The organism is Nonomuraea sp. NPDC059023 (genome assembly GCF_042740095.1).
In the GTDB taxonomy this organism is placed as follows: domain Bacteria; phylum Actinomycetota; class Actinomycetes; order Streptosporangiales; family Streptosporangiaceae; genus Nonomuraea.
Map to the genome: position 1 here is coordinate 41585 of NZ_JBHYIO010000044.1, position 26664 is coordinate 68248.

The following is a 26664-nucleotide window of genomic DNA, read 5'->3' on the forward strand; positions in this document are numbered from 1 at the left end:
GACGTGCGGACCAGTTACGCCTCAACCGAACCTCACGTCGATGAACCTCGGGCGGTAGATCGACACGTCGCGATAGTGGTCGGTGTTGACGAAACTGTTGACGTTGTAGGAGACCACGAGGCCGTCACCGGCCGCGGCGGGGTGGGCGTGGGCGTTGTAGGTAAAGATGTTCCCGTTGGTCTCGGGGGTCGTGTAGAGGAGCTGCTTGCCGGTGAACGGTCCGGTCGGCGAGCAGGACGAGTAGGCCACGATCTTGGCGCTCAGCGCCTCGGTCGTGTCGTGGGTGATCAGGACGTAGCCGTCGCCGACCTTGGTCACGCTGTACTCGTTGGCCACGCCTTCCATCATGCGCGCCGAGTCCTTCTCGGACGGCGACCAGGCGCCGGAGGCGGTCCGGAACTCCCAGCGGCCCACCAGGCTCTCGCCACGGACCCTGGCCAGGTGCATGTACTTGGTGGCGCCCTTGTCCTCGACGCCGTAGACGTAGGTGTAGCGGCCGTCCTTGAGGATGCCGGAGGCCCAGGCCACGCCGTTGCCGGAGGGCAGGTTGTGGACGCTGACCGGGCGCTCCATGCGGCCCTGCGGGAAGCGGGCCACGACGTTGCGGTGCCACTTCCAGTCCCAGGCGCCGGTGCCGAAGCGCTCGTACTCCTGGTAGGTCACCTCGACCATGCCACCGGCCAGCGTGACGTCGCCGGCCCAGTACCAGTGCTTCTTGTCGCGGGGCGGCATCACGGCGGCGGGTTTGCCGGGGCTGCCGCCGTAGATCGTGCGCAGCCGTCCTTCGCGCTCCAGCGCGAAGGTGTTGTTGAGGAACACGGTCGTGCCGCCCTCCTCGACCACCGGCGGCCGGGACCCGTCCGGGTTGACCTGGCCGAGGAAGGTATCGGAGAAGACCCAGAGTTCTTTGCCGCTGGGCAGGCGGACGGAGTAGGTGCCGTCGGCACCCGTCCAGTCGTCGAGCCGGGAGTTGTCGTTGCCGTAGTTGCTGAACAGGCTGGTCAGCCGGGGGTTGATCGACGAGCCACGGAATTCGGGCGCGCAGTTGGCCTCGGCGGCCATGGCCTGCTGAGGCAGGAGGAGCGCGAGTAGGAGTGGGATTAAGACCAGGCGCAGACGCTTCATCACACATCCAAGGGGGAGGAGGTGAGCCGACTACAGTTCTAGTCATTAGATGACTTATTGTCTACCCCCGAAAACCCGGATGACCCGGCCCGTCCCCGGCAGGTAGCCTGCGCGAGGAGCTGGGGGAGGGATCGGGAGATGGGACACGTCGAGGTCGGACACCTGACGTACGTGCTGCCGGATGGGCGGCCGCTGCTGAACGACGTGTCTTTCCGGATCCCCGACGGGATCAAGGCGGCGCTCGTCGGTCCCAACGGGGCCGGGAAGACGACGCTGATGCGGCTGGTGGCGGGCGACCTGCAGCCGGTCGAGGGGAGCGTGGCCAGTTCCGGCGGGCTCGGCGTGATGCGCCAGTTCATCGGCAGCGTCCGTGACGGCTCCACCGTGCACGACCTGCTGCTCAGCGTCGCGCCTCCGCCGGTGCGGGAGGCCGCGGCCAAGCTGGAGCGGGCCGAGCTGGCCATGATGGAGCGCGAGGACGAGAAGACGCAGCTCCGCTACGCCCAGGCCATCACCGACTACACCGACGCCGGTGGCTACGACATCGAGGTGCTCTGGGACACGTGTACGGTGGCCGCGCTCGGCGTGCCGTACGACAACGTGAAATATCGGGATGTGGCCACCTTGTCGGGCGGCGAGCAGAAACGGCTGGTGCTGGAGGCGCTGCTGCGCGGTCCCGACCAGACGCTGCTGCTCGACGAGCCCGACAACTACCTCGACGTGCCGGGCAAGGAGTGGCTGGAGGGCCAGCTCAGGGAGACGTCCAAGACGGTCCTGCTGGTCAGCCACGACCGGCAGCTGCTGGCCAACGCCGCCGACCGGATCGTCACGGTGGAGTCCGGCAACATCTGGATCCACGGCGGGAGCTTCACCACCTACGCCGACGCCAGACGGGCGCGCAACGAACGCCTGGAAGAGCTGCGCCGCCGCTGGGACGAAGAGCACGCCAAGCTCAAAGCCCTGGTCAACATGCTCAAGAACAAGGCACGCTACAACGACGGCATGGCCCCGGCCTATCACGCCGCCCAGACGCGGCTGCGCAGGTTCGAGGACGCGGGCCCGCCGGAGGAGACGCCCAGCGAGCAGAACATCCGCATGCGGCTCAAGGGCGGCCGCACCGGCAAGCGCGCGGTCATCTGCGAGGAGCTCGAACTGACCGGCCTGATGAAGCCGTTCTCCACCGAGATCTGGTACGGCGAGCGCGTCGCCGTCCTGGGCTCCAACGGCTCCGGCAAGTCCCACTTCCTGCGCCTGATCTCCGGCGAGGACGTGCGCCACACCGGCGTCGCCAGGCTCGGAGCGAGGGTGGTCCCGGGCCTGTTCGCCCAGACCCACGCCCGCCCCGACCTGCGGGGACGCACCTCGGTCGAGATCGTCATGACCGAGCACGCCAGGCTCAAGAACGAGGCCATGAAGATCCTGTCCCGCTATGAGCTGGCCGGGCTCATCGCCGACCAGCGCTTCGAGACGCTGTCCGGCGGCCAGCAGGCGCGGCTGCAGATCCTGCTGCTGGAGCTGTCCGGCGCGACGCTGCTGCTGCTCGACGAGCCCACCGACAACCTCGACCTGGCCAGCGCCGAGGCGCTCCAGATCGGCCTGGACGCCTTCGACGGAACCGTGCTCGCGGTCACCCACGACCGCTGGTTCGCCGCGGACTTCGACCGATACCTGGTCTTCGGCGCCGACGGCACCGTTTACGAGGCTCCTGAGCCGGTGTGGGATGAGACGCGGGTCGTGCGCCCACGTTAAAGAATGGGTACGCCATGCGCGTGTCTCACGCATGACGTGCCCATGCACCGGCTATCACGGCAAAGTGATCCTGCGTAGCCGAACCGTCACTGTCCTCGCACTCGGCGCGATCTTCTTGACCGGGTGCTCAGAAGAAGCGCAGCAGCCTGCCCAGCTCAAGCCGCTGGCGCTGAAGGAGCAGGTGTCCAACACCGTCAAGACCGCCTCCGGCTACGCCGTGAACTGGGCCGGCGTGCTCACCAACGCCAATCCCTGGCACTTCGGCGAGCACGTGGTGGCCACGGTGATCGGGCGCGACGCCTCCGGCGCCGAGGTCGTGCGCATGGACCAGCCGCTGGACGCGGTCCCGCCGGGCGGCTCGCTGTCGTTCGCCGGTCAGGCCAGCGCCTCGGAACGGCCGACCAAGGTCACCATCGAGTACCGCCCCGCCCAGTGGCGCGCGGCGGCCAGGATCGCCTCGGCCTTCCGCAGCTTCCCGGTGTCGGGCGTGCAGACGCTCAAACAGAAGGACGGCACCTACCTGGTCACCGGGTACGTGGACAACCCGTACGCGCTGCCCGCCAGCAGCCTGGTGGTCAACGCCCTGCTGCGTGACCCGGCGGGCAAGCTGGTCGGCGGCGGATACGCGTTCGTGGACGACGTGAAGGCGGGGGCGCCGCCGCGTTTCATCCTCACGGTCGAGGGGCTGGCGCCGGGGGCGAAGGTGGCCAAGACCGAGGTGGTGGCGCGTACCTGGGGTTCGACCGGCCGGCCGTTCGAGGAGCTGGCTCTGGCGGGTGCGGTGCCGGTCCACACGGTCATGCCGACGACCGAGCCGTTCGCCGTTGACCGCGGGCGTACCGTGCTGCCCGGCGACGACCACAAGGAGTGAACCGCCGCGCCCACGGGCGCGGCGCTTTCGCAACAATTCCTTTTTATTCGGACTTTTTATCGGCGGGCCATTCTGTCATTAGCGCTGAATCGGTAGAACTACTAGTTACCAATCCATTACCTTCAGCAACATGACTGACCGCGTCCTGGTCGAGGCTCTCCGCGCTGACGACCCGGGTGCTCTGGCTGCGCTCTACGACACGTATGCCGAGGGCATCTACCAATACTGCTGGTCCCTCCTCCAAAGCTCCGACAGCGCCCAGGTGGCGCTGCGCGACACGCTCATCGCCGCGGAGGCGCACATCGGCGCGCTGGCCGAGCCGGAGCGCCTGCGCCCCTGGCTCTACGCGCTGGCCCGCGGCGAATGCGCCCGCCGCCGCCTGGCGGCGCCCCAAGACGCGCCGACGCCGACCGAGGCCCCGGAGCCGGACGACCCCGAGGACGCCGACCTGCGGGTCATGGCATGGAACGCGGCGCAGGGCCTGCCGGTCGGCGACCGCGAACTGCTGGAGCTGAGCACCCGCCACGGCCTGGCCACCCTCGACCTGGCCGCCGTCCTCGGCGCCTCGCCGCGCCAGGTCGAGACCGCCGAGGAGGAGGCCCGCGAGCGCCTGCGCGACGCGATCACCGCCGAGTTCCTGGCCAGGAAGGGCCCCTACGACTGCCCGCGCCGCGCCGACATCCTCGCCGGCTTCTCCGGCGAGCTCACCGCCGAGATGCGCAGGCAGCTCGTCCGGCACGTGTCCCACTGCGACCTGTGCGCCCCGCACCGCAACCGGCAGATCGCGGCCGCCAAGGTGTTCGAGCTGCTCCCGGTGGTCAGCCTGCCGGGTTCGCTGCGGGTCCGGGTGATGAGCTGCTTCATCGACCCGGAGCTCCTGCCGTACCGCCGCTACGTCGCCAGGCGCTCGGCCGCCCTGGACGCCGCCGGCTTTCCCGGCCCAGGGCAGAAGAAGGCTCGCAAGTGGCCTCAGGCGCTGGCTGGCGCGCTGGCGGCCGTAGCCACGGTGATCGCGATCGGCGTCGTCTTCCACCAGTTCGGCACTGAGACCGGCGGCCTGTCCGGCCTCGCCACCGGCGCCTTCCCCGCCACCGGCGAGCCGCCCGGCATCAGGCTGCCCTGGGCGCCCGACCCGCAGGACACCGCCATCCAGGTCGAACCGATCCCCGACAGCACCGCCACCCGCCCCGTCGGCGTCCTGGCCGCCACCGATCCGTCCGCGGTCACGCCGCCCGCCACCGACCCCGCCGCCGGCCCCACCACCGCACCGCCCACCCGCGCGCCCTCCTCGCCCGCACCGGCCACCACCCCGCCCGCCTCCCCACCGGCCGCTCCCGACCCGGGCGAGCCCGGCGACCCCGGCGGCGTACCGGGAGCCGGCAAGCCCACCAGAGACCCGCAGGGCCGCCCCACCCGCACGCCCTGCCCCACCACCCCCGCGCCGACGGCCACCCCGACGCACAAGCCCACCAGGACCCCCACCCCGTCGGCGACGCCCACGCGGACTCCCACCCAGACCCCCACGCCCACGCCGCCCGTGGAGACCCCCACCGCCGCCCCCGACCCGACGGCGAGCTGAGCGATGGAGGCATTCGAGCTGCGCCACGACTCGCACCTCGGCTGCCGCGTCTGCCCGCTGACCGTCCGCGACGAACTCGCCGCGATGGTGCACAGAAGCCACTGCGTCGCCTGGCCCACCTGGCTCGACCCGGGCCCCCGCATGCTGCGCGACCTGCTCGAACTGTGCCGGTTGCGGACCGCGCGGGGCCTGGCCGTCCTGTCCTGGCTCGCCGGTGGCGAGCCGCCCGCCGAGCTCGACTGGCTGTGGACCTCCCGCCGCCTCACCGGCACCCGCCAGGAGCGCATGTACGGCGCCGCCGCCACCCTGCCCGACCCCGTGCTGGGCCTCGTGCTGGCCAACTGGACCTGGGCCCTGGACACCACCCACGGCGGCCGGGTCACCGCCCCCTATCTCGCCGGAACCGCCTACCCCGGCGACGGCCACCTCGCCGCGGCCGCCACGATGACGCTCTTCCAGACCTACGACCGCCACCAGGAGTCGCGCCCGGCCATCGCCGCCGCCTGGGCCGCCGCCCGGGTCAGCGCCGACTGGTGCAAAGCCGCCGAACTTCACGCTGCGTATGGAAGCCAGACACCTGTCTTCACCTATCCCCGTGGGGCGAAACCTCCCTCTGTCGGCGTCCGTCCCTGGATAGAACGCCTGTTTCGCCTGTGATGATTACGTTGCGTGTGTTTCATGTGTGCGGTGAGTGACGAACGGGCACTGAGTGCATAGAGTGACCGAGAGCGAGGGGGATCTATGCACTCCGTCAGAGCCGGACTCCTGGTCGCCTGCCTGATCGCCACCCTTTGCCCGCCCGCCTACGCGGAACCGCGGCCTTCTGCCGACGACGTGACCGAGGCGCGCGACGCCGTACGGGACAAGAACAAGGCGCTGGGGGCGGCGGCCGCGAAGCTCGCGGCCGCGCAGAGCAGGCTCGACGAGCTCGACGCGGCCGCCGAACGGCTGGTCGAGGCCTACAACGGGGAACAGGTCAAGCTCGCGGCGGCCAAGGTCGCCGCGCAGGCGGCACGTACGCGGCTGCTGGACGCCGAGACGATGGCCGAGGCGGCCAGGGCGGACGTGGCGGCGATCGCCGCGCAGGCCTACGGCGGGTTCGACCTCGCGCGGCCGATGCTGACCATGATCGCGGACGGCGGCGACGGCTTCCTGCACCGGGCCTCGGTGCTGGAGCAGATGGGCGGCGAGCGCACGCTCGTCCTCGACCGCATGCGGGCCGCGGAACGCGTGGCCGAGATCCTGCGCGAACAGGCCGACGACGCCCAGACCGCGCAGCAGGACGCCATGGAGCGCGCCGAGGAGGCCAAGACCGCCGCCGAGGCCGCCGTCGCCGAGCAGACGCGCGAGACCAGGACGCTCCTGGCCACCAAGAAGAAGCTGCAGGACCAGGTCGACTCCGCGCGCAGCCTCGCCGACCGGCTGGCCAGGGAACGCGCCGCCGCGTACGAACGCACGAGCTTCGGCGCCGGGGCGATACCGGTGTCCGGGTCCGGCAACGGGGACATCGCCGCCAACTGGGCGCTCACGCAACTCGGCAAGCCGTACGTGTGGGCGGCCGACGGGCCGGGCAGTTACGACTGCTCGGGGCTGACCATGCGGGCGTGGGAGCGGGCCGGGGTCCGGATCGACCACTGGACGGGAACCCAGTGGACCTCGGGACCCCACATTCCGCTACGCGAGCTGCGCCGGGGCGACCTGCTGTTCTTCGGCCGGATCACCAGTGATCCCGGCGACATCCACCACGTGGGCATGTACATCGGCCGCGGCCTCATGGTGCACGCCCCGCAGACGGGTGACGTCGTCAGGATCGCCTCCATGTGGCGCCGTGACCTCGTGGGCGCCACCCGCCCCAGATGAGGTCCGTCAGTGGTGGCCCTGGTCCTTCAGGCGCTGGAAGGAGCGCTTGATCTCGACCTCGGCCTCCAGGCGGCCCACCCAGTTGGCGCCCTCCACCGACTTGCCGGGCTCCAGGTCCTTGTAGACCTCGAAGAAGTGCTGGATCTCCAGCCGGTCGAACTCGGGCACGTGGTGGATGTCGCGGATGTGCTCCATCCTGGGGTCGGTGGCGGGGACGCACAGCACCTTGTCGTCGCCGCCCTTCTCGTCGGTCATGCGGAACATGCCGACCGCGCGGCAGGTGATGTAGCAGCCGGGGAACGTCGGCTCCTGCAGCAACACCAGCGCGTCAAGGGGATCGCCGTCCTCACCGAGGGTGTTCTCGATGAAGCCGTAGTCCGCGGGGTACTGCGTGGAGGTGAACAGGAGCCGGTCAAGCCGGATCTTCCCGGTCTCGTGGTCCACTTCGTACTTGTTCCGTTGCCCCTTGGGAATCTCAACGACAACGTCGAACTCCACCGCTGTTCCTCCGCTCAACCCCCCGGGCACCCCCGGCTGGGCGTTAATGTCTCGTAGGCGAACTACAGGAGAGAGGGACAGGCGACGTGGTACGGCGCGAGCGTTGGGTGGCGGTGACCACTCTCGTCCTGCTCCAGGCCACGACGATCGCCACCGGTGTCTACGCGGTGCGGAACGACTTCAGCCTGGCCGCCCTGACGAGGCAGGCCCCGCACCCAGCCGAACAGCCGACCGCGTCTCCTTCCGTCCCGGTGATCACCGCTGGACCAGTGCTGGCCTCGGGTGGAGACGGACCTCTCCCGACTAAGGGTACTTTGACGCAACAGCTCACCGATGCGCTGGGTGACAAAGCGCTGGGGAAACGTGTCGGCGCCGTCGTTCTGGACGCCACGACCGGCCAGCGCGTCTTCGCGTCCAACGCCGACATCGGCATCGTCCCCGCCTCCACCACCAAGATCGTCACTGCGGCGGCCGCGCTGGCCTCGCTCGGCCCGGACACCCGCCTGTCCACGCGCGTCGTCCAGGGCAGGACGCCCGGCTCGATCGTGCTCGTCGGCGGCGGCGACCCCATGCTGTCCGGCCCCGCGGCCAAGCCCAGCACCTACCCGAAACCGGCCTCCCTGGCCGTGCTCGCCGCCCGCACCGCGGCCAAGCTCAAGGAACAGGGCGTCAGGAAGGTCACGCTCGGCTACGACTCCTCCCTCTACACCGGCTCGCCCATCGGCCCCGGCTGGAAGCCCAGCTACATCCCCGACGGCAACGTCGCGCCCGTCCACGCGCTGGCCATCGACGAAGGCCGGCAGAACCCGGCCCGCTCCCAGCCCCGCGTCGCCAACCCGCCGCAGTTCGCCGCCGCCGCCTTCGCCAAGCTCCTTTCCCGGTACGGCGTCGCCGTATCGAAGAGCATCGCCCCCGCCAAGGCCGGCCAGAGCGCCGCGGAACTCGGCAAGGTCGACTCCCCGCCCGTCTACGCGCTGGTCGAGCACGCGCTCACCTTCAGCGACAACGACCTGTCCGAGGCGCTGGCCAGGCAGATCGCGCTGAAGGAAGGGCAACCGGCCTCCTTCGAGGGCGGCGGCAAGGCGGTGCTGGCCGTACTCAAGAGACTGGGGGCCTCACGCGGCATCCAGGTGTACGACGGCAGCGGCCTGTCCACCAAGAACCGCATCAGCGCCGACGGCCTGGCCAGGCTCGTGGCGCTGGCCGGCTCGCCCCAACATCCCGAACTCCACGCGGTGGCCTCCGGCATGCCGATCGCCGGATTCACCGGCACGCTGGGCAACGGGCGGCGTTTCTCCGGCTCCGACAGCAAGGGACAGGCCGGGCTCGTCCGCGCCAAGACCGGCACGCTCAACAACGTCAACACGCTCGCCGGCCTCGCCACCACCAAGGACGGGCGGCTGGTCACCTTCGCCTTCATGGCCGACCAGGTTCCGCTGTCGGCAGAACCCGTCCTGGACCGGCTTGCCGCCATCGTCGCCCGATCCTGACGCGAGGCCGTCGCGGGTCGGCCTCCGACCACGTACGGTGGTAGGCATGCAGGTGATCGACTGGGATCTGGCCGTATCGACCGGCACGCGCCTGGTGCGCCCCGGGCCGCAGGTAAGCCGTGAGGAGGCCAGGCAGGCGGTCACAGAGCTACGCACTCTCTCCCGCGAGGCCGAGGGCCACGTGCGTGACTTCACCAAAATCCACACCGAGACGCCCCCGCAGCCGGCGACCATCGTCGACCGCCCCGGCTGGATCAGGGCCAACGTCGAGGGCTTCCGCGTCGTGCTGGAGCCGCTGACCGAGCGGATGGGCAACAGCGACAACCCGCCGCCCGCCATCGTCACGGCCGTCGGCTCCCGCATCACCGGGGTCGAGGTGGGCGCCGTGCTGGCGTTCCTGGCCTCGCGCGTACTGGGCCAGTACGAACTGTTCCTCCCGCCGGACCCGACCGGCCAGGAGGCAGCGGGCCGGCTGACGCTGGTCGCGCCCAACATCGTGCACGCCGAGCGCGAGATGAACGTGCACCCGCGCGACTTCCGCCTCTGGGTCTGCCTGCACGAGGAGACGCACCGCGTGCAGTTCACGGGCGTACCGTGGCTGCGCGAATACGTGCGCTCGCAGATGACCGAGTTCCTGCTGGCGTCCGACCTCGACCTGCCGACGATCCTGGAACGGCTGCGCACCGCGGCCGACACGGTCGCCGACGTGGTACGCGGCGGAGACGGCAGCCTGATCGACGCCATCCAGTCGCCGGCCCAGAAAGAGATCCTCGACCGCCTGACCGCGGTGATGACGCTGGTCGAGGGGCATGGGGACTACGTGATGGACGCGGTGGGGCCGTCCGTGGTCCCGTCGGTGGCCGACATCCGCGCCAAGTTCGCCTCGCGCAGGGAGAGCACGTCCAGACTGGACAAGACGGTGCGGCGACTGCTGGGCATCGAGCTGAAGATGAAGCAGTATGCGGAGGGCTCGGCCTTCGTCCGCCATGTGGTGGGCAAGGTGGAGATGGACGGCTTCAACAAGGTGTGGACATCACCCGAGACGCTGCCCACCATCGCCGAAATCGCCGACCCGGACGCCTGGATAGCCCGCGTGATCGGCCAACCGGCCCTGGAGTCCTAAAAGCAAGGTGCTTCGCGCGTTTGGCCAGTCGAGCTGAAGCTCGACTCCTGGGGGTCCTCGCTGCGCTCGGGCTGCCTGCTGGGGCCCCACCCCTTGCCCGGCTAAGTGGTAGACACGCTCCTGCCCAGCCTGCCGGAGGCGTGGTGGGCCGGGTAGGCGCAGGTGGCCGGGGTCGTGGGTGGGCTGCCAGCCCGTTGGCCGGTTGGCCCGCTGCGCGGCTGGGTGGTGGCATGCTCCTATCCACCCTGCCGGAGGCGTGGGGGACCGGTAGGCGCAGGTGGCCGGGGTCGTGGGTGGGTTCCCAGCCCGTTGGCCGGTTGGCCCGCTGCTCGGCTGGGTGGTGGATACGTTCCTGCCCGCCCTGCCGGAGGCGTGGAGGACCGGGTAAGCGCAGGTGGCCGGAGCCGTGGGTAGGTTCCCCAGCCCGTTGGGTGGTGGGCGCCGCTCTGGTCCGCCCTGCTCGGGGCGTGGTGGACCACGTATGTGTAGAACAGCCGGGCCGTACTCGCAGGAAGCCCGTGAAGTAACTGTCAGTGCCGAGATCCACAATGACGGCCATGTACCAACCGCTCCCACTCGCCCTGCCGGCCAAGCTGGTGGATCTTCACCGCATCGACCTGACCGCGCTCTACTCCAAGGGCTGGGGCGTCGAGGCGTACGACGTGGCGGCCGCGCCCAACGGTGAGGTGTATGCGCTGTACGGGGTCCACCGGCACCTGGACCGCAGGTCGGACGACGTACAGGACCCGGCCGTGGCCGACTTCGCATACCGGATCCTCACCCGCTACTCCGGCACCGGTGACGTGCTGGCCAGTGCCTATTGGCGGAGCCGTTATCTGGACGGTGCCACGGTGGCGGAGGGCGGTGACATGAGTCTCTGTGTCCTGCCGGACGGCACCCTCGCCGTCAGCGCGCTCCCGGACAGAACGACCTTGATCACATCCGACCTGAGCCGGGTGGCGGCCACCTACGCCACAAGGGAATGGCGGAACGCCTTCGACGAGTTCACGCCAGGCGAGTCCTTCGCCACGTCCATCAGCGTCACGCCCTCGGGCCGGCTGCTGTGTACCGTCGCCGAGTTCGGTGTGTGGAAGTACGGCAGCCACCTCACCAACCTCGTCGGTGTGGCGGACGGCGCCCTGAGCGCCGCGTCCAAGCCGGTGATCGAGGCGCTCGTTTCGCTCGATCCCCAACCGGATCACCAACGCGAGATCGACCTGCGCGCGCACGTCTTCTATCAGGGCGCCCCAGTGGGCCTGGCCCACCGGCCCCGGCCCGCGCTGACCGAACAGGTGCCCGACGAGGACCTGTTCGCACCATGGCGCGACTCCCGCCTCAAGCGGGCCGTGGCGCTGGCCGACGACCTGTTCGTCGTCCCCTGGTACGGCAAGACCTACCGTGGCGGCAGCCGGGGCCGGCCGTTCGTGTTCGCCCTTGTCGATGACCGGGGGAAGATGACCGGGCGCCTCCAAGGCATGGACAACTGGGACGACTCCCCTTTCACCGGCTTCTGCTTCGGCCTGGCCGCCGACGCATACAGGGGCTTCGCCTTCCACCTCAACCGCTACGGCCTCTACGCCTGGGACAGAACGGGAAACCTGCGCGCCAAGCTGGACACCGGCAGCGGGGCGTTCAAACCGCTGATCCACTTCACCCTCACCGCCTGCTCGCCCGCCGGTGAACTCCTGCTCGTCCACAACAAGCAGCACCTGGTCCTGCGCCTGCCCGTCCCCGACGATCTGAACGACCTGGCGGCCGCCGTCGAGCAGGCCTTGAGCGGGTACGCGCGGCAGCGCACCGTCCTGAAGAAGCGGTGGGCGCCGGTCAACTGGCACTGGACCCAGGCGGACGCCCCTCTTCAACACTTCTGAGCGGATCGGTTGACAGTTGATCTCGCATGCACAAGATTGTTCGTCCCTCCGGCCAACTCCAGGAGAGCGTGATGAAGCGAGCCGTCGTGGGCGTACTCCTGGCACAGCTGGTCGCCGTCCCCGCGCAGGCGGCGCCCGGGACCGACCCGGTGACGGCGCTCCGGGCGGCGTTGATCCGCGGCAAGGGGGTGAACTTCGAGTTCGCCGCGAAGGTGGATCACGGCCAGGGCCTGCGGTACACCTTGAATCTGGAGGGCACGGCCGGGTTCGGGCCGGAAGGTGAGATCGCCTCCGATACGTCCCAGCAGATGCGGTACAGCAAGGCGGCGGTCCGAGGTCTGAAGGAATTCGGCCTGGTAGAGGAGGCCGCCCTGGAAGAGGCGCCGCTGCGGGTGATCTCGTCCCGCTACGTCGACTACGTCGCGGGCCCGCGATTCGCCGATGTGCTGCCGGAGGGCACCCACTGGGTGCGTTACCGGCATACCGATCTGCCTTCCACGAACCCGCTGCTGGAGGTTCTGGAGCCCGCCACGCTCAAGGCGCTGCTGGCCCACCGCACGTCCTGGCGGGGCGGGGTGGTGAAGGGCACGATCAAGGGCGACAAGCTGGTCAAGGTCTCTGACGCCTTCGCCGCGCGCTTCCGCGGCTATTCCTTCGGCAAGCCCCTCAGCACCATCTCCTACACCCTTCGCCTGAGTACGGCCGGCCTGGTGGAGCGAGCCACGGTCAAGGCGGTCATGCACCACTGGAGGGGTTCCGTGTTCCGCGTCGAGACGGACACCCGCTACTCCGACTGGGGACGGCAGGTCACCGTCGCGCTGCCCCTGGAGAGCGAGGTGCTCGGCCAGGACCAGCTCAAGGACAAGGTGCCCGAGCAGGTGCCCGGCGCCTGGAACTAGCCCCAAGGCGATCGGGCCGACCCGCCGGTATCTGGGGCAGAAGACCGCCCGGCGGCGGGGACAATGGGCGGCATGGGGCCGCATCCAGCCGTAGCCGACGTCCGGCGAGCCGTCAGAGAGGTCCTGGGTGATCTGCCCCAGGGCGACCTGGTGCTGGCCGCGTGCAGTGGTGGCGCCGACTCCCTGGCCCTGGCCGCGGCGCTCGCCTTCGTGGCGCCCAGGATGGGCCTGCGGGCAGGACTGGTGACGGTGGATCACGGCCTGCAGCAGGGCTCGGCGGAGCGGGCGGCCGGTGTGGCCGCGCTGCCGCTGGGGCTGGAGCCCGCGGAGGTGCTGACGGCGAAGGTGGGCACCGAGGGCGGACCGGAGGCGGCGGCGAGGGACGCCCGCTACAAGGCGCTCAAGGAGGCGGCGGCGAGGCTGAGCGCGGTGGTGGTCCTGCTGGGTCACACGAGGGACGACCAGGCGGAGACCGTACTGCTGGGGCTGGCGCGGGGCAGCGGGCTGCGGTCGTTGTCGGGGATGGCGAAGGTTCAGGGGATCTATCGGCGGCCGTTCCTGGAGCTGGGGCGGAGTACGACGGTGGCCGCCTGCGCGCAGCTGGGCCTGGAGCCTTGGGAGGACCCGCACAACGAGGAACACCGGTTCACGCGGGTACGGGTGCGCAGGGCGGTGCTGCCGGTGCTGGAGGGCGAGCTGGGGCCCGGAGTGGCTCAGGCGCTGGCGCGGACGGCCAAGCTGGCCCGTGACGATGCCGACGCGCTTCATGAATGGGCGGAAAAGGCGTTCGAGGATTGCGCTCTAAGCGATATCCCGGGGATGGTGACGCTGGCCGTACCGGCGCTGGAGGATCTTCCCGGCGCGGTCCGGCGGCGGGTGATCAAACGGGCGGCGATCGACGCCGGGGTGCCTTCCGGGGCCTTGTCGGCCGTCCACGTGCACGCTGTCGAGCGGCTGGTCACCGAGTGGCGGGGGCAGAAGGGCGTTGACCTGCCCGGGGGTCTGACCGCCGTGCGGCGGTATGGGACGCTGATACTCGCCATCAGACCCATCCCGTAAGGAATTCGCAGGTGGACGCTGCCGACATGGGCCACGACCTCGAGAAGGTCCTCATCCCCGAGGACGAACTCCAGGCGAAGATCAAAGAACTTGCCGGCCGGATCGACGAAGACTACGCGGGCCAGGAACTGCTGCTCGTGGGCGTGCTGAAAGGGGCGGTCATGGTCATGGCCGACCTGGCCAGGGCCTTGCACACCTCGGTGCAGATGGACTGGATGGCGGTGTCCTCCTACGGCGCCGGCACCAAGTCGTCGGGTGTGGTCCGGGTGCTGAAGGACCTGGACAACGACATCATGGGCCGCCACGTGCTGATCGTCGAGGACATCATCGACTCCGGCCTGACCCTCCACTGGCTGCTGGAGAACCTGAAATCGCGCAACCCGGCCTCGCTGGAGATCTGCGCGGCACTGCGTAAGCCGGACGCGGTGAAGGTGCCGATTGATGTGAAGTATGTCGGTTTCGACATCCCGAACGAGTTCGTCATCGGCTACGGGCTGGACTACGCGGAGAAGTACCGCAACCTGCCGTTCATCGGCACGTTGGCTCCGCATGTCTACACGTAACTGTCTGTGCGGCATTTCCGACATTGCACGCAGGGACCGGGAACATCGCTCTACCTGACGTACGTTGGTAGGGCAAGGCCGGTCTAGCGGGCGGTGCCACCGCGCGTTGTCCGGTGTACCTTCTGACGACGGGAGGGTGACCACGTGGTCCCCTTCGGGTAGTCAGTAGTCGCGGTGTCGGATGCCGCGGCCCCGGGCCCTGCCCGGGGTTTCCAGGCCATGGTCAGGAAGGGACGGGCCCGCAAGGGGTTCCGCATCGGATGGATCTCAAGCGATTTACACGTGGGCCACTGCTGTGGATCCTGGGCATCGTCGTGCTGCTCCTGCTCGTCACCCAGCTGTGGAGCGGTGGTGGCAACTTCAAGCAGGCCGACACGTCCACGGTCCTCGAGCAGATCCGCACCGGCAACGTCAGCAACGCGAAGATTGTTGACAAGGACCAGCGGATCGAGCTGACCCTCCACAACAAGATCACCGTCAAGTCGGGCGACGCCCCGACCAACATGATCCAGTCTGACTGGGTCACCGGCTACGGCCCGACGCTCACCGAAGAGCTGAACAAGCAGGTGGGCGCCGGAAAGACCAAGAGCTTCACCACCGAGGTGCCGCAGGAGAACTTCCTCGTCGGCCTCCTGGTGAGCTTCCTGCCGATCGTCATCATCGTGCTGATCTTCCTGTTCATCATGAACCAGATGCAGGGCGGCGGCTCCCGGGTGATGAGCTTCGGCAAGTCGAAGGCCAAGCTGATCACCAAGGACACCCCCAAGACGACGTTCGCCGACGTCGCGGGCGCCGACGAGGCCATCGAGGAGCTCCAGGAGATCAAGGAGTTCCTGCAGGCCCCGGCCAAGTTCCAGGCGATCGGCGCGAAGATCCCGAAGGGCGTGCTCCTGTACGGCCCGCCCGGCACCGGCAAGACCCTGCTGGCCCGTGCGGTGGCCGGTGAGGCCGGAGTGCCCTTCTACTCGATCTCCGGTTCCGACTTCGTCGAGATGTTCGTCGGCGTCGGCGCGTCCCGCGTGCGCGACCTGTTCGAGCAGGCGAAGGCCAACGCCCCGGCGATCATCTTCATCGACGAGATCGACGCCGTCGGCCGCCACCGCGGCGCCGGTCTGGGCGGCGGTCACGACGAGCGCGAGCAGACGCTGAACCAGTTGCTCGTCGAGATGGACGGCTTCGACGTCAAGGGCGGCGTGATCCTCATCGCCGCGACGAACCGGCCCGACATCCTCGACCCGGCGCTCCTGCGCCCCGGCCGTTTCGACCGGCAGGTCACCGTCGACCGTCCCGACCTGGAGGGCCGCAAGGGCATCCTCAAGGTCCACGGCCGCGGCAAGCCGTTCGCGCCGGAGGTCGACCTGGACGTCATCGCCCGCCGTACCCCCGGATTCACCGGTGCGGACCTCGCGAACGTGATCAACGAGGCGGCGCTGCTCACCGCGCGCGGCGACCAGAAGCTGATCTCGATGGACACCCTTGAGGAGGCCATCGACCGCGTCATGGCAGGACCCGAGCGCAAGACGCGGGTCATGTCCGACAAGGAGAAGAAGATGATCGCCTACCACGAGGGCGGTCACGCGCTCGTGGCGCACGCGTTGCCCAACAGCGACCCCGTGCACAAGATCACGATCCTCTCCCGCGGCCGCGCGCTCGGCTACACGATGACGCTGCCGATGGAGGACAAGTTCCTCGCCACCCGCTCGGAGATGATGGACCAGCTCGCGATGCTGCTCGGCGGCCGCGCGGCGGAGGAGCTCGTCTTCCACGAGCCCACCACCGGCGCCTCCAACGACATCGAGAAGGCCACCGCCGTGGCCCGCCGCATGGTCACCGAGTACGGCATGAGCGAGCAGCTCGGGGCACGCAAGTTCGGCAGCGGTCAGGCCGAGGTGTTCCTGGGCCGCGAGATGGGCCACGAGCGCGACTACTCCGAGAAGATCGCCTCCACGATCGACGAGGAAGTCCGCCGGATGATCGAGACGGCGCACGACCAGGCGTGGGACATCCTGGTCGAGTACCGCGAGGTGCTCGACAACCTGGTGCTCGAACTCATGGAGAAGGAGACACTCTCCCGCCAGCAGGTGGTGGAGATCTTCTCGTCCGTGGTCGTCAAGGAGCACCGCCCGTCCTACGCGGGCTACGGCAAGCGGCTCCCGTCGGACCTGCCGCCCATCCTGACGCCGAAGGAGCAGTCGGCCAACGGCTCGCTCACCGCGGGGCACCAAGACGCCCTGCCGTCCGGGGACAGTGCGTGAACGTAGATCAACCAAGGATCGAGAAGGCCGTCCGGGAGATCCTCATCGCCATCGGTGAGGACCCCGACCGTGACGGCCTCCTCGACACCCCCTCCCGGGTCGCCCGTGCGTACGCGGAACAGTTCTCCGGCCTGCGCCAGCAGCCGGAGGACGTCCTCACCAAGGTCTTCGACGTCGACCACGACGAGATGATCCTCGTGCGCGACATCGAGGTGTACTCCACCTGCGAACACCACCTCGTCCCCTTCCACGGCGTGGCCCACGTCGGCTACATCCCCAACGAAAAAGGCCAGGTCACCGGCCTGTCCAAGCTGGCCCGCCTGGTCGACGTCTACGCCCGCCGCCCGCAGGTCCAGGAACGCATGACCTCCCAGATCGCCGACGCGCTGATGCGCGTACTGGAGCCGCGCGGCGTCATCGTGGTGATCGAGGCCGAACACCTGTGCATGACGATGCGGGGCGTGCGCAAGCCAGGCGCCAAAACCCTCACCAGCGCGGTCCGCGGCGACTTCCGCACCAGCGACAAAACCCGCGCCGAGGCGATGAGCCTGATAATCGGCCGCTAGGGGCTCTTCCAACAAGCAAAATCATGCCTTGCGGTTACGGCCAGCCCAGGTAACCCCACCCGCCGCACCCATAGCGCGCTTGCGGTGGGTGCACCACGCTTTGGGGTTACGGCAAGCCCAGGTACCCCCACCCGCCGCACCCCTTCCCGCCCTTCCAGGGAAACGCTCGTCCACCTCACGGGTGTCCCGCCGTTACGTCCGCCCGGTTGGCCGGGCACGCGACCCCACCCCGGCCACCGCACATCGGCGCCGACTCCGCCGGTGCCGCCTCCCACCGCACCGGCGCCTCGGGAGTACCTCCCCGCTACCGCCCGGCCCCACCGCCCCACCCACATGGTGTGTTTGCCTGCGTGGTGTGTGGTTTCCTTCCACGCTATGCGGCTGGATGCGCGCGAGCGGGGGAGGGACTCCCCGAGGCGCCGCGGCGGCGGGGAGTGGTGCGGGCGGGTTCGGCGCCGATGCGCGGTGGCGAGCGCGGGGTCGCGTGCCCTGCCCAGGGGGCGGGCGTCACGGCGAGGTACCCGTGAGGTGGACGACCGTTTCCCTGGAAGGGCGGGAAGGGGTGCGGCGGGTGGGGGTACCTGGGCTTGCCGTAACCCCAAAGCGTGGTTCACCCACCGCAAGCGCGCTATGGGTGCGGCGGGTGGGGGTACCTGGGCTTGCCGTAACCCCAAAGCGTGGTGCACCCACCGCAAGCGTGATGCACCCACGCTATGGGCGGCGAGCGCGCCATCCTTTGGAGAGTGGGGGCGTTACGCTGGCGGGGCTGTGGTGGATATACACGTGATCCTGCGACGCGCCACTGAGAGTTGAGAGCGGTGGGGAAAGTGCCACCCACGACATCGAGAGCGAACCACCACCGCCTAGGCTTGGGGGCATGATGAGGGTGCCGGGACTGCCTGCCGAGGATCGGTGCCTCGTCATGGGTGTGGTCAACGTCACGCCCGACTCCTTCTCCGACGGCGGGTTGTGGTTCGACGAGGCGGCGGCGATCCGGCACGGGCTTGAGCTTGTGACCGAGGGTGCCGACATCGTCGATGTGGGTGGGGAGTCCACGCGGCCGGGTGCCGCGCGGGTGGGGCTGGATGAAGAGCTGGCCAGGGTGGTGCCGGTGATTCGGGCGCTGGCCGGTGAGGGTGTCGCGGTCAGCGTGGACACCATGCGGGCCGAGGTCGCCAAGGCGGCCGTCGAGGCGGGCGCGCGGCTGGTCAACGACGTGAGCGGCGGGCTGGCCGATCCGGACATGCCGCAGGTCGTGGCCGCCACCGGTGTGCCGTATGTGGTCATGCACTGGCGTGGCCACTCGCACGACATGGACAATCGGGCCGTTTACGAGGACGTGGTCACCGAGGTGGGTGAAGAGCTGGCCAAGCGGGTCGACTACGTGCTGGCCGAGGGCGTTTCCACGGAGCAGGTGGTGCTTGATCCCGGGCTGGGGTTCGCGAAGAACGCCGAGCACAGCTGGGCGGTTCTGGCGGGTATCGAACGGCTGGCGGAGCTGGGGTTCCCGCTGCTGGTCGGGGCGTCGCGCAAACGGTTCCTCGGGCGGCTGCTGGCCGGCGCCGACGGTACGCCGCGGCCGTTCAGCGGGAGCGACGACGCCACTCTGGCGGTGACGGCGCTGGCCGCGCGGGCGGGCGCGTGGTGCGTGCGGGTGCACGAGGTAGGGCCCAACGCGGACGCCGTGCGTGTGGCCGCCGCATGGAAGAGAGCCGAAGGATGAGCGTCGACACCGCGGCCATCGAGACGGTCAACCAGGCCTTCTATACCGCCATAGAGAACGCCGATCTCGACAAGATGACCGAGATCTGGGCCGAGGACACGATCAGCGATCAGGTGAGCTGTGTTCATCCTGGCTGGTCGCTGCTGGCCGGGCGCTCAGAGGTGCTGCGGTCCTGGGCGTTGATCATGGCGAACACCACCTACATCCAGTTCGTGCTCACGGACGTGAGCACCGTCGTGCTGGGCGACGTGGCGGTCCTGACCTGCGTGGAGAACATCCTGACCGCCGGCGAGGAAGGCGAGGCCAGCTTCGCCGCCGGGAAGGTCGTGGCGAGCAACGTCTACATCCGTACGCCGCAGGGCTGGCGGTTGTGGATGCACCACGGCTCACCGGTGCTGCAGGGCGAGGACGATGAGGAAGAGGGCGAGCTTGACCGCTGACCGCATCACGCTGAAGGGTCTGCGCGCCCGTGGCCGCCACGGGGTGCTGCCCGCGGAGCGCGAGCTGGGCCAGGAGTTCGTGGTCGACGCGACGTTGTTCCTCGACACCGCCCCGGCGGCGGCGGGCGACGACCTCAGGCTGACCGTCCATTACGGCGAGCTGGCCGAGGCGCTGGTCAAGGTCGTCGAGGGCGAGCCGGTCGAGCTGATCGAGACGCTGGCCCAGCGGCTGGCCGACGTCTGCCTGGCTTCCGAGCTGGTGACGCGGGCCGAGGTGAGCGTGCACAAGCCGGCGGCGCCGATCCCGCTGCCCTTCGACGACGTCGTGGTCACGATCGAACGGAGCCGGCCATGAAAGTGGTTCTCGCGCTGGGCAGCAATCTCGGGCAGCGTTTCCAGACGTTGCAGGGCGCGGTCGACACGCTGTTCGACGCGCCGGGGCTGGAGTTCGTGGCCGCCTCGCCGGTGTACGAGACCGATCCGGTGGGCGGGCCGGAGGGGCAGAAGCCGTACCTGAACGCGGTGATCGTCGCGGAGGCGAAGTTGCAGCCGCAGATGCTGCTGGACCGGGCGCAGAGCGTGGAGAACGCCTTCGGCCGGGTGCGGGAGGAGCGGTGGGGCGCCCGCACGCTCGACGTGGACCTGCTCGTGGTCGGCGAGGTGATCAGCGACGACCCCGAGTTGACGCTGCCGCATCCGCGGGCGCACGAGCGGGCGTTCGTGCTGGTGCCGTGGGCTCAGGTGGATCCCGACGGTGAGATTCCCGGGCGGGGGCGGGTGGCCGATCTGCTGGCCGGGCTCGACCGGGCCGGGGTGTGGCTGCGCGAGGACCTGAAGCTGCAGGGGCCGGCTTGAGGCCCACCAAACCCGGCGTGCTCGTCGGGATCGTCGTCGTGCTGGCCCTGCTCACCTGGATTCTGGTGCGGCAGGTCTACTCCGACCTGCCGGTGATTCCGTGGACCGCGATTCCGACCGTGCTGCTGCTGGCCGTCGGAGAGGCGTACAGCGCGTGGATGACTCGGGCGCGCATCGCCCGCAAGCCGGGCACCAAGCCGGTGGAGCCGCTGGCGGTGGCCCGTCTGGCCGCTCTGGCCAAGGCTTCGGCGTACGTGGGGGCGGTGTTCGCCGGGATCTTCGCCGGGTTCTCGCTGCACACCATGTCGATGCTGACCAGGCAGACGCCGCGGGTGGAGTTCTTCGTCGCGACGGGCTCGTTCCTGGCCTTCGTCGTGCTGATCGGTGCCGCCCTCTTCCTCGAACACTCCTGCCGCATCCCCAAGGACCCGGAAGCGGAACGTCAGAGCCCGAGGTAGCTGGTCATGCCTGCGAGCGGTCGAGCAGGTGAAGGGCTCGCCGGATGACGTCCTCGGCGGTTTCGCCCTCGCCCATGGCCGCCTTGATGATGCGCTCGTCCTCGGCCGTGGCGGGGAAGTCGATGGTCGTCATTCCTCCAGGCTACGGTGTTGGTCCGGCGTTTGCTGGACGGTGCGGCGTTTGCGGCCGAACAGGTAGATGACCGGAAGGGTGCAGATCAGGGGCCCGAGGATGGCCAGGGGGCGTTCCAGCCACCACGTGAAGTCCGGGGGGATGGTGCCGCCGAGTGTGCCGAACAACCACCACCCGAGCCCCAGCGCGATCGCCATCCCGGTCGTGTGGAACAGGAACAGCGGCAGCGCGAACCGGTTGATGGTGTCGTTGACCCGCTTCCATCCGGGCTTCTCCAGCACCCGCTCCATGGCCGGGCGCAGCACCTCGACCAGGCCGATCTGGAAGATGAGCAGGGCGACGATGACGAAGGTCGGCGGCGCCATGTTGGACCACTTCTCACCGGGTACGCCGACCATGGACCCCGGGTAGATGCCCGAGTACACCAGCCCGATCAGCATGAACAGGCCGGTCCAGAGCACGCCGATGTCGTAGCGGCGGGGCAGCGCGACCACGCGGTCGTAGAAGAAGCCGGCCTGGTGCGCCAGCCCCCACACGATGATCATGTTGAACCAGCCGGCCCACTCCAGGTGGTAGCGGAACCGGAGTACGTCGACGACCAGCGCCGCGCCGCCCAGCCAGATGAGGGCGAGCACGTCGTATCGCCGGTGCAGCCACAGCGCGACCGGCAGCAGCGCGATCAGCGTCAGGTAGACCCCGATGAACCACAGCGGGCTCAGGACCAGCAGCACGACCCGCCACGTCCAGGGCGGGGCGTCGAACACCGTGGTGGCGACGGTTCCGATGGCGATCCACGCCGCCGACAGCCCGAGCGCGGGCAGCGCGAGCGCCCGCAGCCGCCGCCAGACGAAGGCGCCGATGCCGACGCCGCGCTCGCACGCCCGGTTCCAGGACAGCAGGTGGACGTGCCCCCCGACGTAGAAGAACAGCGGCAGCACCTGCAGCAACCAGGTGAGGATCCACAGCCCGGTGGTGAAGCCGAGCGGGCTGGTCGGCGAGGGCCCGTCCGGCGTCCATTGCAGGATCGTGAACGCCCAGTGCCACACCACGACGACGATCAGGCTCAGAGCACGTAGCCAGTCGACGTATTTATCGCGTTTCACTTGTCGATGTCACCCACGACGAAGAACATGGATCCCAAGATCGCCACCATGTCGGCCACCAGGTGCCCCGGCAGGATCTCGCGCAGCACCTGGATGTTGCTGAAGGAGGCGGAGCGCAGCTTCATCCGCCACGGCGTCTTGTCCCCCTTGGAGACCAGGTAGTAGCCGTTGATGCCGAGCGGGTTCTCGGTCCAGGCGTAGGTGTGTCCCTCGGGCACCTTCAGCACCTTGGGCAGGCGCTGGTTGATCGGGCCCGGCGGCAGGGAGCGCAGCTTGTCGACGCAGGCCTCGGCCAGATCGAGGGAGACCTTCACCTGGTCAAGCAGGACCTCGAAGCGGGCGTAGGAGTCGCCCGCGGTCCGCGTGACGACCTTGACCGGCAGCTCGGGGTAGGCCAGGTACGGCTGGTCGCGGCGCAGGTCGATGTCGACACCGGCGGCTCGGGCTATGGGGCCGCTCACGCCGTACTGCATGATCGTGTCGCGGTCGAGGACGCCGACGCCCTTGGTGCGCGCGAGGAAGATGTCGTTGTGCAGGATGAGGCCCTCGATGTCGGGGACCTTGCGGCGGGTCATCGCGACGGTCTCGGCCACGCGGTCCAGCCAGCCGAGCGGCAGTTCTTCCTTGAGCCCGCCGACGCGGTTGAACATGTAGTGCATGCGCCCGCCGGAGATCTCCTCCATGACGGCCTGGATGCGCTCGCGCTCCTCGAAGGCGTAGAAGAGCGGCGTGATCGCGCCCAGCTCCAGCGGGTAGGAGCCGAGGAACATCAGGTGGTTGAGCACCCGGTTGAGCTCGGCCAGCAGCGTACGCGCCCAGACCGCCCTGACCGGGACCTCCATGCCCAGCATGCGCTCGGCGGCCAGCACCACGCCGAGCTCGTTGGCGAACCCGGACAGCCAGTCGTGCCGGTTGGCCAGCATGATGATCTGCCGGTAGTCGCGGACCTCGAACAGTTTCTCCGCGCCCCGGTGCATGTAGCCGATGATGGGCTCGGCGCTGGAGATCCGCTCGCCGTCGAGCGTGAGCCGCAGCCTGAGCACGCCGTGGGTGGAGGGGTGCTGGGGGCCGATGTTGAGGACCATGTCCTCTGTGGCCAGTTCCTTCGCCCCTGCGCCGATCCCGATGATGCGCTCGGTCATTTCCCCATGCTCCCATCGGCCTCGCGCGCGATCTACTGTGCGGTCCTTTCATTCTGTACGGCGCGCCCAGGCGTAACGGGCCGTTCAAGAGACGGTATGGGGAGGAGTCGCAGGTCAGAGTGGTGGGGGACAATTACCACAACGGGGGGAGAAACCACCATGAAGCTAGCTTTCGACCTAGCTGCCCTGATCTCGCGAGTGACCATCGGCGTGATCTTCGTGGCCCACGGGTGGCAGAAATGGCAGAACGGACTGGGACCGACGTCACAGATGTTCACCCAGTCCGGCGTGCCCCAACCCGAGCTCGCGGCCGGTTTCACGACCGTGGCCGAGCTCGTGGGCGGCAGCTTCCTGATCATCGGACTGCTGACCCGCCTGGCCGCGCTGGCCCTGCTGTGCGTCAGCCTGGGCGCGATCATCTTCGTCCACGGTAAGAACGGCATCTTCGTCACCGACATGGGCTGGGAACTCGTCGGCGCGCTGGGCGCGGCCTGCCTGCTCCTGCTGGCCGCCGGGGCAGGCCGGATCAGCGTCGACAGCATCGCCCGCACGATCCTGAGCAGGCGCGCGGCCGACCAGACGCTGCCGGAGTCGACCGGGAGCGGCGCGACGACCACGACCATGCCCACGAACGTCCGCACCGTGCGGGAACCGCGCACCGAGCCGGAACAGCCCGGCAACGGGACGCAGCCACCCACCCAGCCGAACCCGCCCACCCAGACGCAGGCGCCCGGCAACGGGACGGAGTCGCGCGCCGACGTGCCGCGCCAGCCCACTCCGCCACCCGCCACGAGCAGCGGCGCGGCCCTGAGCGACGACGACATGAAGGCGCTCGACGCGCTGATGTCCGACGACCAGCCGAGGAAGAACCCGCCCGAGTGACGCCTAACGGGCGGCGAGGTTGACGGCAGAGAGGTCCCGCAGTGCGGTGATGAGCCGGTCGATGTGCTCGTCGGTGGTGCCGATGCCGATCGAGGCGCGCACCGCGGAAGCCGTCCCGTCCTCACAACCGCCGTCGGCGGTGCCCAGCAGATGCCGCACGAACGGGTGCGCGCAGAACTTGCCGTCGCGCACGCCGATCCCGTACTCGCCGGACAGCGCCTCGGCGACCTCGCGCGCGCTGTAGCCGTCCACGATGAAGGAGACGATGCCCACCCGCGGGTGGTCGGGACCCCACAGCGACAGCTCCCGCACGCCCTCGATCGAGGCCAGGCCGTCGCGCAGCCGCGCGATCAGCCGCTCCTCCTCGATGACCAGCGGCGCCCAGCCGGTCGCGCTCAGCGCGTCGCACGCCGCCGCCAGCGCGATCGCGCCGATCACGTTCGGGGTGCCGGCCTCGTGCCGGGGCTCGGGGTCGTCATGCCACTCGGTGGACTCCTCGTCCGCGCCGACCGACTTCACCGCGCCGCCACCCTTGAGGTACGGCTCGCCGCTCGCCAGCCAGTCACGGCGCCCGATCAGCACACCGGCGCCGAAGGGCGCGTACAGCTTGTGGCCGGAGAAGACGACGTAGTCCAGGTCCAGGGCGGTCAGGTTGAGCTGGCGGTGCGGGACGAGCTGGGCGGCGTCGACCAGGATGCGGGCGCCGTGCCGGTGGGCGATGTGCGCGAGGGCGGCGATGGGCCACAGCTCGCCGGTGACGTTGGAGGCGGCGGTGACGACGAGCAGCTTGGGGCCGGAGATGGCGGCGAGGGCCTCGTCGGCCTGGCGGACGGCTTCGCCGGGGAAGGCGGGCGGCGCCAGCCGTACCGTCTTGTTCCAGGGGAGCAGCGAGGCGTGGTGCTCGCTGTCGAAGACCACGGTGGTGGTGCCCGCGGGCAGGACGCCGGCCAGCAGGTTCGTGGCGTCGGTGGTGTTGCGGGTGAAGATGACCGCGTCGTCGGGGCGGGCGCCGGCGAAGGCGCGGACGGTGTGGCGGGCCTGCTCGTAGCGGGCGGTGGTGAGCTGGGAGGCGTAGCCGGCGCCGCGGTGCACGCTGGAGTAGGCCGGGAGCGCGGCGGTGACGGCGGCGCTGACCGGCTCCAGACAGGGGGCGCTGGCGGCGTAGTCGAGGTTGGCGTAACCGACCAGCTTGCCGCCCTTGACCGGGACCTCCAGGTCGGCGCCGAGCACGGCCGGGACGGCACGGGCCTCGCCGTGCTGGGGCTGCTGCGACTGGGTCTGGGCGGGGACGGAGCTGAAGATGGTCAGCGTGGACACGGCAAGTCTCCTGGGGTCGTCGGGACCCCTGGAATCGCCACGGAGCCCGCGCTTGCCCGCCACACCTCGTGACGGACCAGGTCCTCACCCGGGGCACCCCGCCGCGGACGCGAGGGTTGCCGGCCAGCTAGCCGGGGCTTGTCGCTGGCACTCATGACCTACACGCAGCACTATAAGCGACACCCGGCCATAAATAGCAACCCCTTAACGCTGCGACCCGTCGTTGACCACCTCTCTGGGGTGGATCATCCCAGGCCAGCGACATATCCGAACTACTAAGGGGGATCGTGAACTTCTGCGGGGGTTAGGTCGTTGGTACCGGGAGATAGTTCCCGACAACGGAGGTGCGGAGATGTGGGACTGGGTAAGCAACCCGGAGATCTGGATCGGGTTCTTCACCCTGGTCGCCCTGGAGATCGTCCTGGGAATCGACAACATCATCTTCATCTCGATCCTCGCCGGGAAACTCCCTGAGCACCAGCGCGACCGGGCCCGGGTGCTCGGACTGGCCGCCGCGCTCATCAGCCGACTGCTCCTGCTGCTCGCCCTGTCCTGGGTGGTCAGGCTGACCGAGCCCTTGTTCGCCGTCTTCGGCCATGACATATCCGGCCGTGACCTGATTCTCATCCTCGGCGGCCTGTTCCTGCTGGCCAAGAGCGTCACCGAGATCGGCCACAGCATGGAGCTGAAGGGCGACAACGGCAAGCCGCGCAAGGCCGCCTCGTTCGCCTCGGTGATCATCCAGATCATGATCCTGGACATCGTCTTCTCGCTCGACTCGGTCATCACCGCGGTCGGCATGGTGAACGAGTTGGGTGTCATGGTCGCGGCGGTGATTGTGTCGGTGCTGGTCATGCTGTTCGCCTCCGGCCCGATCAGCCGCTTCGTGGACAAGCACCCGAGCATCAAGATGCTGGCCCTGTCCTTCCTGGTGCTGATCGGCGTGGTGCTTCTCGCGGAGGGCTTCGGCCAGCACATCTCCAAGGGCTACATCTACTTCGCGATGGCCTTCTCGGTCATCGTCGAACTGCTCAACATCAGGATGCGCAGCAGGCAGGCCAAGCGGTCCGAGCAGGAGAACGCCAAGGACGGCAGCTCGTAGG

At 69.3% G+C, this 26664-nt stretch carries 26 protein-coding genes and 1 riboswitch; of the genes, 20 read left to right on the forward strand and 6 right to left on the reverse strand.

All coding sequences use genetic code 11. From position 1 onward, the window contains the following. Nucleotides 1–21: 21 nt before the first annotated feature. Nucleotides 22–1125 (reverse strand): DUF4185 domain-containing protein, encoded by a 1104-nt coding sequence (locus ACFWYW_RS48920; protein ID WP_379611977.1) that lies wholly within the window; start codon nucleotides 1123–1125, stop codon nucleotides 22–24. Between the two features lie 138 nt (nucleotides 1126–1263). On the opposite strand from ACFWYW_RS48920, the gene ACFWYW_RS48925 reads away from it, so the two are divergent. The 5 genes from ACFWYW_RS48925 to ACFWYW_RS48945 all read left to right on the forward strand — a co-directional run bounded on the left by ACFWYW_RS48925 (nucleotide 1264) and on the right by ACFWYW_RS48945 (nucleotide 7184). Continuing rightward, nucleotides 1264–2874, forward strand: coding sequence for an ABC-F family ATP-binding cassette domain-containing protein (locus ACFWYW_RS48925; protein WP_379611976.1), 1611 nt, complete (start codon nucleotides 1264–1266; stop codon nucleotides 2872–2874). A gap of 64 nt (nucleotides 2875–2938) precedes the next feature. Beyond that, complete coding sequence (locus ACFWYW_RS48930; protein WP_379611974.1) at nucleotides 2939–3745, forward strand: hypothetical protein; 807 nt, start codon at nucleotides 2939–2941, stop codon at nucleotides 3743–3745. A 130-nt stretch (nucleotides 3746–3875) separates the two neighbouring features. Next, nucleotides 3876–5324 carry an RNA polymerase sigma factor gene (locus ACFWYW_RS48935; RefSeq protein WP_379611973.1) on the forward strand — a complete coding sequence of 483 codons (1449 nt, stop codon included), beginning with the start codon at nucleotides 3876–3878 and terminating at the stop codon, nucleotides 5322–5324. A 3-nt stretch (nucleotides 5325–5327) separates the two neighbouring features. Continuing rightward, nucleotides 5328–5981, forward strand: a complete 654-nt coding sequence (locus ACFWYW_RS48940) for a hypothetical protein (RefSeq protein WP_379611972.1) — start codon at nucleotides 5328–5330, stop codon at nucleotides 5979–5981. A gap of 84 nt (nucleotides 5982–6065) precedes the next feature. Beyond that, complete coding sequence (locus ACFWYW_RS48945) at nucleotides 6066–7184, forward strand: C40 family peptidase (RefSeq protein WP_379611971.1); 1119 nt, start codon at nucleotides 6066–6068, stop codon at nucleotides 7182–7184. A gap of 6 nt (nucleotides 7185–7190) precedes the next feature. On the opposite strand, the gene ACFWYW_RS48950 is transcribed toward ACFWYW_RS48945, so the two are convergent. Further along, on the reverse strand, nucleotides 7191–7682 hold the full coding sequence (locus ACFWYW_RS48950) for an inorganic diphosphatase (protein ID WP_184971400.1): 492 nt from the start codon (nucleotides 7680–7682) through the stop codon (nucleotides 7191–7193). A gap of 113 nt (nucleotides 7683–7795) precedes the next feature. Between ACFWYW_RS48950 and dacB the strand changes: the two genes are divergently transcribed. The 13 genes from dacB to ACFWYW_RS49015 all read left to right on the forward strand — a co-directional run bounded on the left by dacB (nucleotide 7796) and on the right by ACFWYW_RS49015 (nucleotide 20984). After that, nucleotides 7796–9172, forward strand: coding sequence for a D-alanyl-D-alanine carboxypeptidase/D-alanyl-D-alanine-endopeptidase (gene dacB, locus ACFWYW_RS48955; protein ID WP_379611970.1), 1377 nt, complete (start codon nucleotides 7796–7798; stop codon nucleotides 9170–9172). 46 nt (nucleotides 9173–9218) lie between these two features. Further along, complete coding sequence (locus tag ACFWYW_RS48960) at nucleotides 9219–10295, forward strand: zinc-dependent metalloprotease (RefSeq protein ID WP_379611969.1); 1077 nt, start codon at nucleotides 9219–9221, stop codon at nucleotides 10293–10295. 557 nt (nucleotides 10296–10852) lie between these two features. After that, entirely contained in the window at nucleotides 10853–12166 is a 1314-nt protein-coding gene (locus tag ACFWYW_RS48965; RefSeq protein ID WP_379611968.1) for a hypothetical protein, read from the forward strand. Between the two features lie 71 nt (nucleotides 12167–12237). Continuing rightward, nucleotides 12238–13065: a hypothetical protein gene (locus ACFWYW_RS48970; protein ID WP_379611967.1), complete on the forward strand. Its 828-nt coding sequence runs from the start codon at nucleotides 12238–12240 to the stop codon at nucleotides 13063–13065. Between the two features lie 63 nt (nucleotides 13066–13128). After that, entirely contained in the window at nucleotides 13129–14124 is a 996-nt protein-coding gene (gene tilS / locus ACFWYW_RS48975) for a tRNA lysidine(34) synthetase TilS (protein WP_379611966.1), read from the forward strand. 11 nt (nucleotides 14125–14135) lie between these two features. Further along, nucleotides 14136–14687: a hypoxanthine phosphoribosyltransferase gene (hpt, locus tag ACFWYW_RS48980; RefSeq protein ID WP_312896704.1), complete on the forward strand. Its 552-nt coding sequence runs from the start codon at nucleotides 14136–14138 to the stop codon at nucleotides 14685–14687. A gap of 260 nt (nucleotides 14688–14947) precedes the next feature. Then, a complete protein-coding gene (gene ftsH, locus ACFWYW_RS48985; protein ID WP_379611965.1) occupies nucleotides 14948–16942 on the forward strand; it encodes an ATP-dependent zinc metalloprotease FtsH in 1995 nt (664 codons plus the stop codon). Beyond that, nucleotides 16939–17508, forward strand: a complete 570-nt coding sequence (gene folE, locus ACFWYW_RS48990; RefSeq protein ID WP_379611964.1) for a GTP cyclohydrolase I FolE — start codon at nucleotides 16939–16941, stop codon at nucleotides 17506–17508. The genes ftsH and folE overlap by 4 nt, the downstream gene beginning before the upstream one ends. A 922-nt stretch (nucleotides 17509–18430) precedes the next feature. Then, nucleotides 18431–19231, forward strand: coding sequence for a dihydropteroate synthase (gene folP / locus ACFWYW_RS48995; RefSeq protein ID WP_379612000.1), 801 nt, complete (start codon nucleotides 18431–18433; stop codon nucleotides 19229–19231). After that, on the forward strand, nucleotides 19228–19671 hold the full coding sequence (locus ACFWYW_RS49000; RefSeq protein ID WP_184971388.1) for a nuclear transport factor 2 family protein: 444 nt from the start codon (nucleotides 19228–19230) through the stop codon (nucleotides 19669–19671). The genes folP and ACFWYW_RS49000 overlap by 4 nt, the downstream gene beginning before the upstream one ends. Further along, complete coding sequence (gene folB, locus ACFWYW_RS49005) at nucleotides 19643–20026, forward strand: dihydroneopterin aldolase (protein WP_379638429.1); 384 nt, start codon at nucleotides 19643–19645, stop codon at nucleotides 20024–20026. Before ACFWYW_RS49000 ends, folB begins: the two co-directional genes overlap by 29 nt. After that, complete coding sequence (gene folK / locus ACFWYW_RS49010; RefSeq protein ID WP_379611961.1) at nucleotides 20023–20526, forward strand: 2-amino-4-hydroxy-6-hydroxymethyldihydropteridine diphosphokinase; 504 nt, start codon at nucleotides 20023–20025, stop codon at nucleotides 20524–20526. The genes folB and folK overlap by 4 nt, the downstream gene beginning before the upstream one ends. Then, on the forward strand, nucleotides 20523–20984 hold the full coding sequence (locus ACFWYW_RS49015) for a DUF3180 domain-containing protein (protein WP_379611960.1): 462 nt from the start codon (nucleotides 20523–20525) through the stop codon (nucleotides 20982–20984). Before folK ends, ACFWYW_RS49015 begins: the two co-directional genes overlap by 4 nt. A 4-nt stretch (nucleotides 20985–20988) precedes the next feature. Here the strand turns inward: ACFWYW_RS49015 and ACFWYW_RS49020 are convergent, their stop codons facing one another. Genes ACFWYW_RS49020 through ACFWYW_RS49030 form a run of 3 tightly spaced genes read right to left on the reverse strand, consistent with a single transcriptional unit; the run spans nucleotide 20989 to nucleotide 23362 of the window. Further along, entirely contained in the window at nucleotides 20989–21117 is a 129-nt protein-coding gene (locus tag ACFWYW_RS49020; RefSeq protein ID WP_379611959.1) for a hypothetical protein, read from the reverse strand. After that, entirely contained in the window at nucleotides 21114–22220 is a 1107-nt protein-coding gene (locus tag ACFWYW_RS49025) for an acyltransferase (protein WP_379611958.1), read from the reverse strand. Before ACFWYW_RS49025 ends, ACFWYW_RS49020 begins: the two co-directional genes overlap by 4 nt. Next, entirely contained in the window at nucleotides 22217–23362 is a 1146-nt protein-coding gene (locus tag ACFWYW_RS49030) for an NADH-quinone oxidoreductase subunit D (protein ID WP_379611957.1), read from the reverse strand. The genes ACFWYW_RS49025 and ACFWYW_RS49030 overlap by 4 nt, the downstream gene beginning before the upstream one ends. 159 nt (nucleotides 23363–23521) lie before the next feature. Here ACFWYW_RS49030 and ACFWYW_RS49035 point away from each other — a divergent pair, with 159 nt between their 5' ends. Further along, the gene (locus ACFWYW_RS49035) at nucleotides 23522–24244 is read left to right on the forward strand and encodes a DoxX family protein (protein ID WP_379611956.1); all 723 of its coding nucleotides are present in this window, start codon (nucleotides 23522–23524) and stop codon (nucleotides 24242–24244) included. Nucleotides 24245–24247: 3 nt separating this feature from the next. Here the strand turns inward: ACFWYW_RS49035 and ACFWYW_RS49040 are convergent, their stop codons facing one another. Next, on the reverse strand, nucleotides 24248–25561 hold the full coding sequence (locus ACFWYW_RS49040; protein ID WP_379611955.1) for an aminotransferase class V-fold PLP-dependent enzyme: 1314 nt from the start codon (nucleotides 25559–25561) through the stop codon (nucleotides 24248–24250). Between the two features lie 43 nt (nucleotides 25562–25604). Next, nucleotides 25605–25720: riboswitch (SAM riboswitch) on the reverse strand. Nucleotides 25721–25913: 193 nt separating this feature from the next. Here ACFWYW_RS49040 and ACFWYW_RS49045 point away from each other — a divergent pair. Next, nucleotides 25914–26663, forward strand: coding sequence for a TerC family protein (locus tag ACFWYW_RS49045; protein ID WP_379611953.1), 750 nt, complete (start codon nucleotides 25914–25916; stop codon nucleotides 26661–26663). Nucleotide 26664 lies beyond the last annotated feature (1 nt).

Bases quoted from the DNA above. Each gene is read 5' to 3' on its own strand.
- tilS (WP_379611966.1), top strand. From the start codon at position 13,129: ATGGGCGGCATGGGGCCGCATCCAGCCGTAGCCGACGTCCGGCGAGCC.
- ACFWYW_RS48970 (WP_379611967.1), top strand. From the start codon at position 12,238: ATGAAGCGAGCCGTCGTGGGCGTACTCCTGGCACAGCTGGTCGCCGTC.
- folB (WP_379638429.1), top strand. From the start codon at position 19,643: ATGAGGAAGAGGGCGAGCTTGACCGCTGACCGCATCACGCTGAAGGGT.
- ACFWYW_RS48965 (WP_379611968.1), top strand. From the start codon at position 10,853: ATGTACCAACCGCTCCCACTCGCCCTGCCGGCCAAGCTGGTGGATCTT.
- ACFWYW_RS49045 (WP_379611953.1), top strand. From the start codon at position 25,914: ATGTGGGACTGGGTAAGCAACCCGGAGATCTGGATCGGGTTCTTCACC.
- ACFWYW_RS48945 (WP_379611971.1), top strand. From the start codon at position 6,066: ATGCACTCCGTCAGAGCCGGACTCCTGGTCGCCTGCCTGATCGCCACC.
- ftsH (WP_379611965.1), top strand. From the start codon at position 14,948: ATGGATCTCAAGCGATTTACACGTGGGCCACTGCTGTGGATCCTGGGC.
- folK (WP_379611961.1), top strand. From the start codon at position 20,023: ATGAAAGTGGTTCTCGCGCTGGGCAGCAATCTCGGGCAGCGTTTCCAG.
- ACFWYW_RS48940 (WP_379611972.1), top strand. From the start codon at position 5,328: ATGGAGGCATTCGAGCTGCGCCACGACTCGCACCTCGGCTGCCGCGTC.
- ACFWYW_RS48935 (WP_379611973.1), top strand. From the start codon at position 3,876: ATGACTGACCGCGTCCTGGTCGAGGCTCTCCGCGCTGACGACCCGGGT.
- ACFWYW_RS48920 (WP_379611977.1), bottom strand. From the start codon at position 1,125: ATGAAGCGTCTGCGCCTGGTCTTAATCCCACTCCTACTCGCGCTCCTC.
- ACFWYW_RS49020 (WP_379611959.1), bottom strand. From the start codon at position 21,117: ATGACGACCATCGACTTCCCCGCCACGGCCGAGGACGAGCGCATCATC.
- ACFWYW_RS48960 (WP_379611969.1), top strand. From the start codon at position 9,219: ATGCAGGTGATCGACTGGGATCTGGCCGTATCGACCGGCACGCGCCTG.
- ACFWYW_RS49000 (WP_184971388.1), top strand. From the start codon at position 19,228: ATGAGCGTCGACACCGCGGCCATCGAGACGGTCAACCAGGCCTTCTAT.
- ACFWYW_RS49030 (WP_379611957.1), bottom strand. From the start codon at position 23,362: ATGACCGAGCGCATCATCGGGATCGGCGCAGGGGCGAAGGAACTGGCC.
- folP (WP_379612000.1), top strand. From the start codon at position 18,431: ATGGGTGTGGTCAACGTCACGCCCGACTCCTTCTCCGACGGCGGGTTG.
- ACFWYW_RS48925 (WP_379611976.1), top strand. From the start codon at position 1,264: ATGGGACACGTCGAGGTCGGACACCTGACGTACGTGCTGCCGGATGGG.
- ACFWYW_RS49035 (WP_379611956.1), top strand. From the start codon at position 23,522: ATGAAGCTAGCTTTCGACCTAGCTGCCCTGATCTCGCGAGTGACCATC.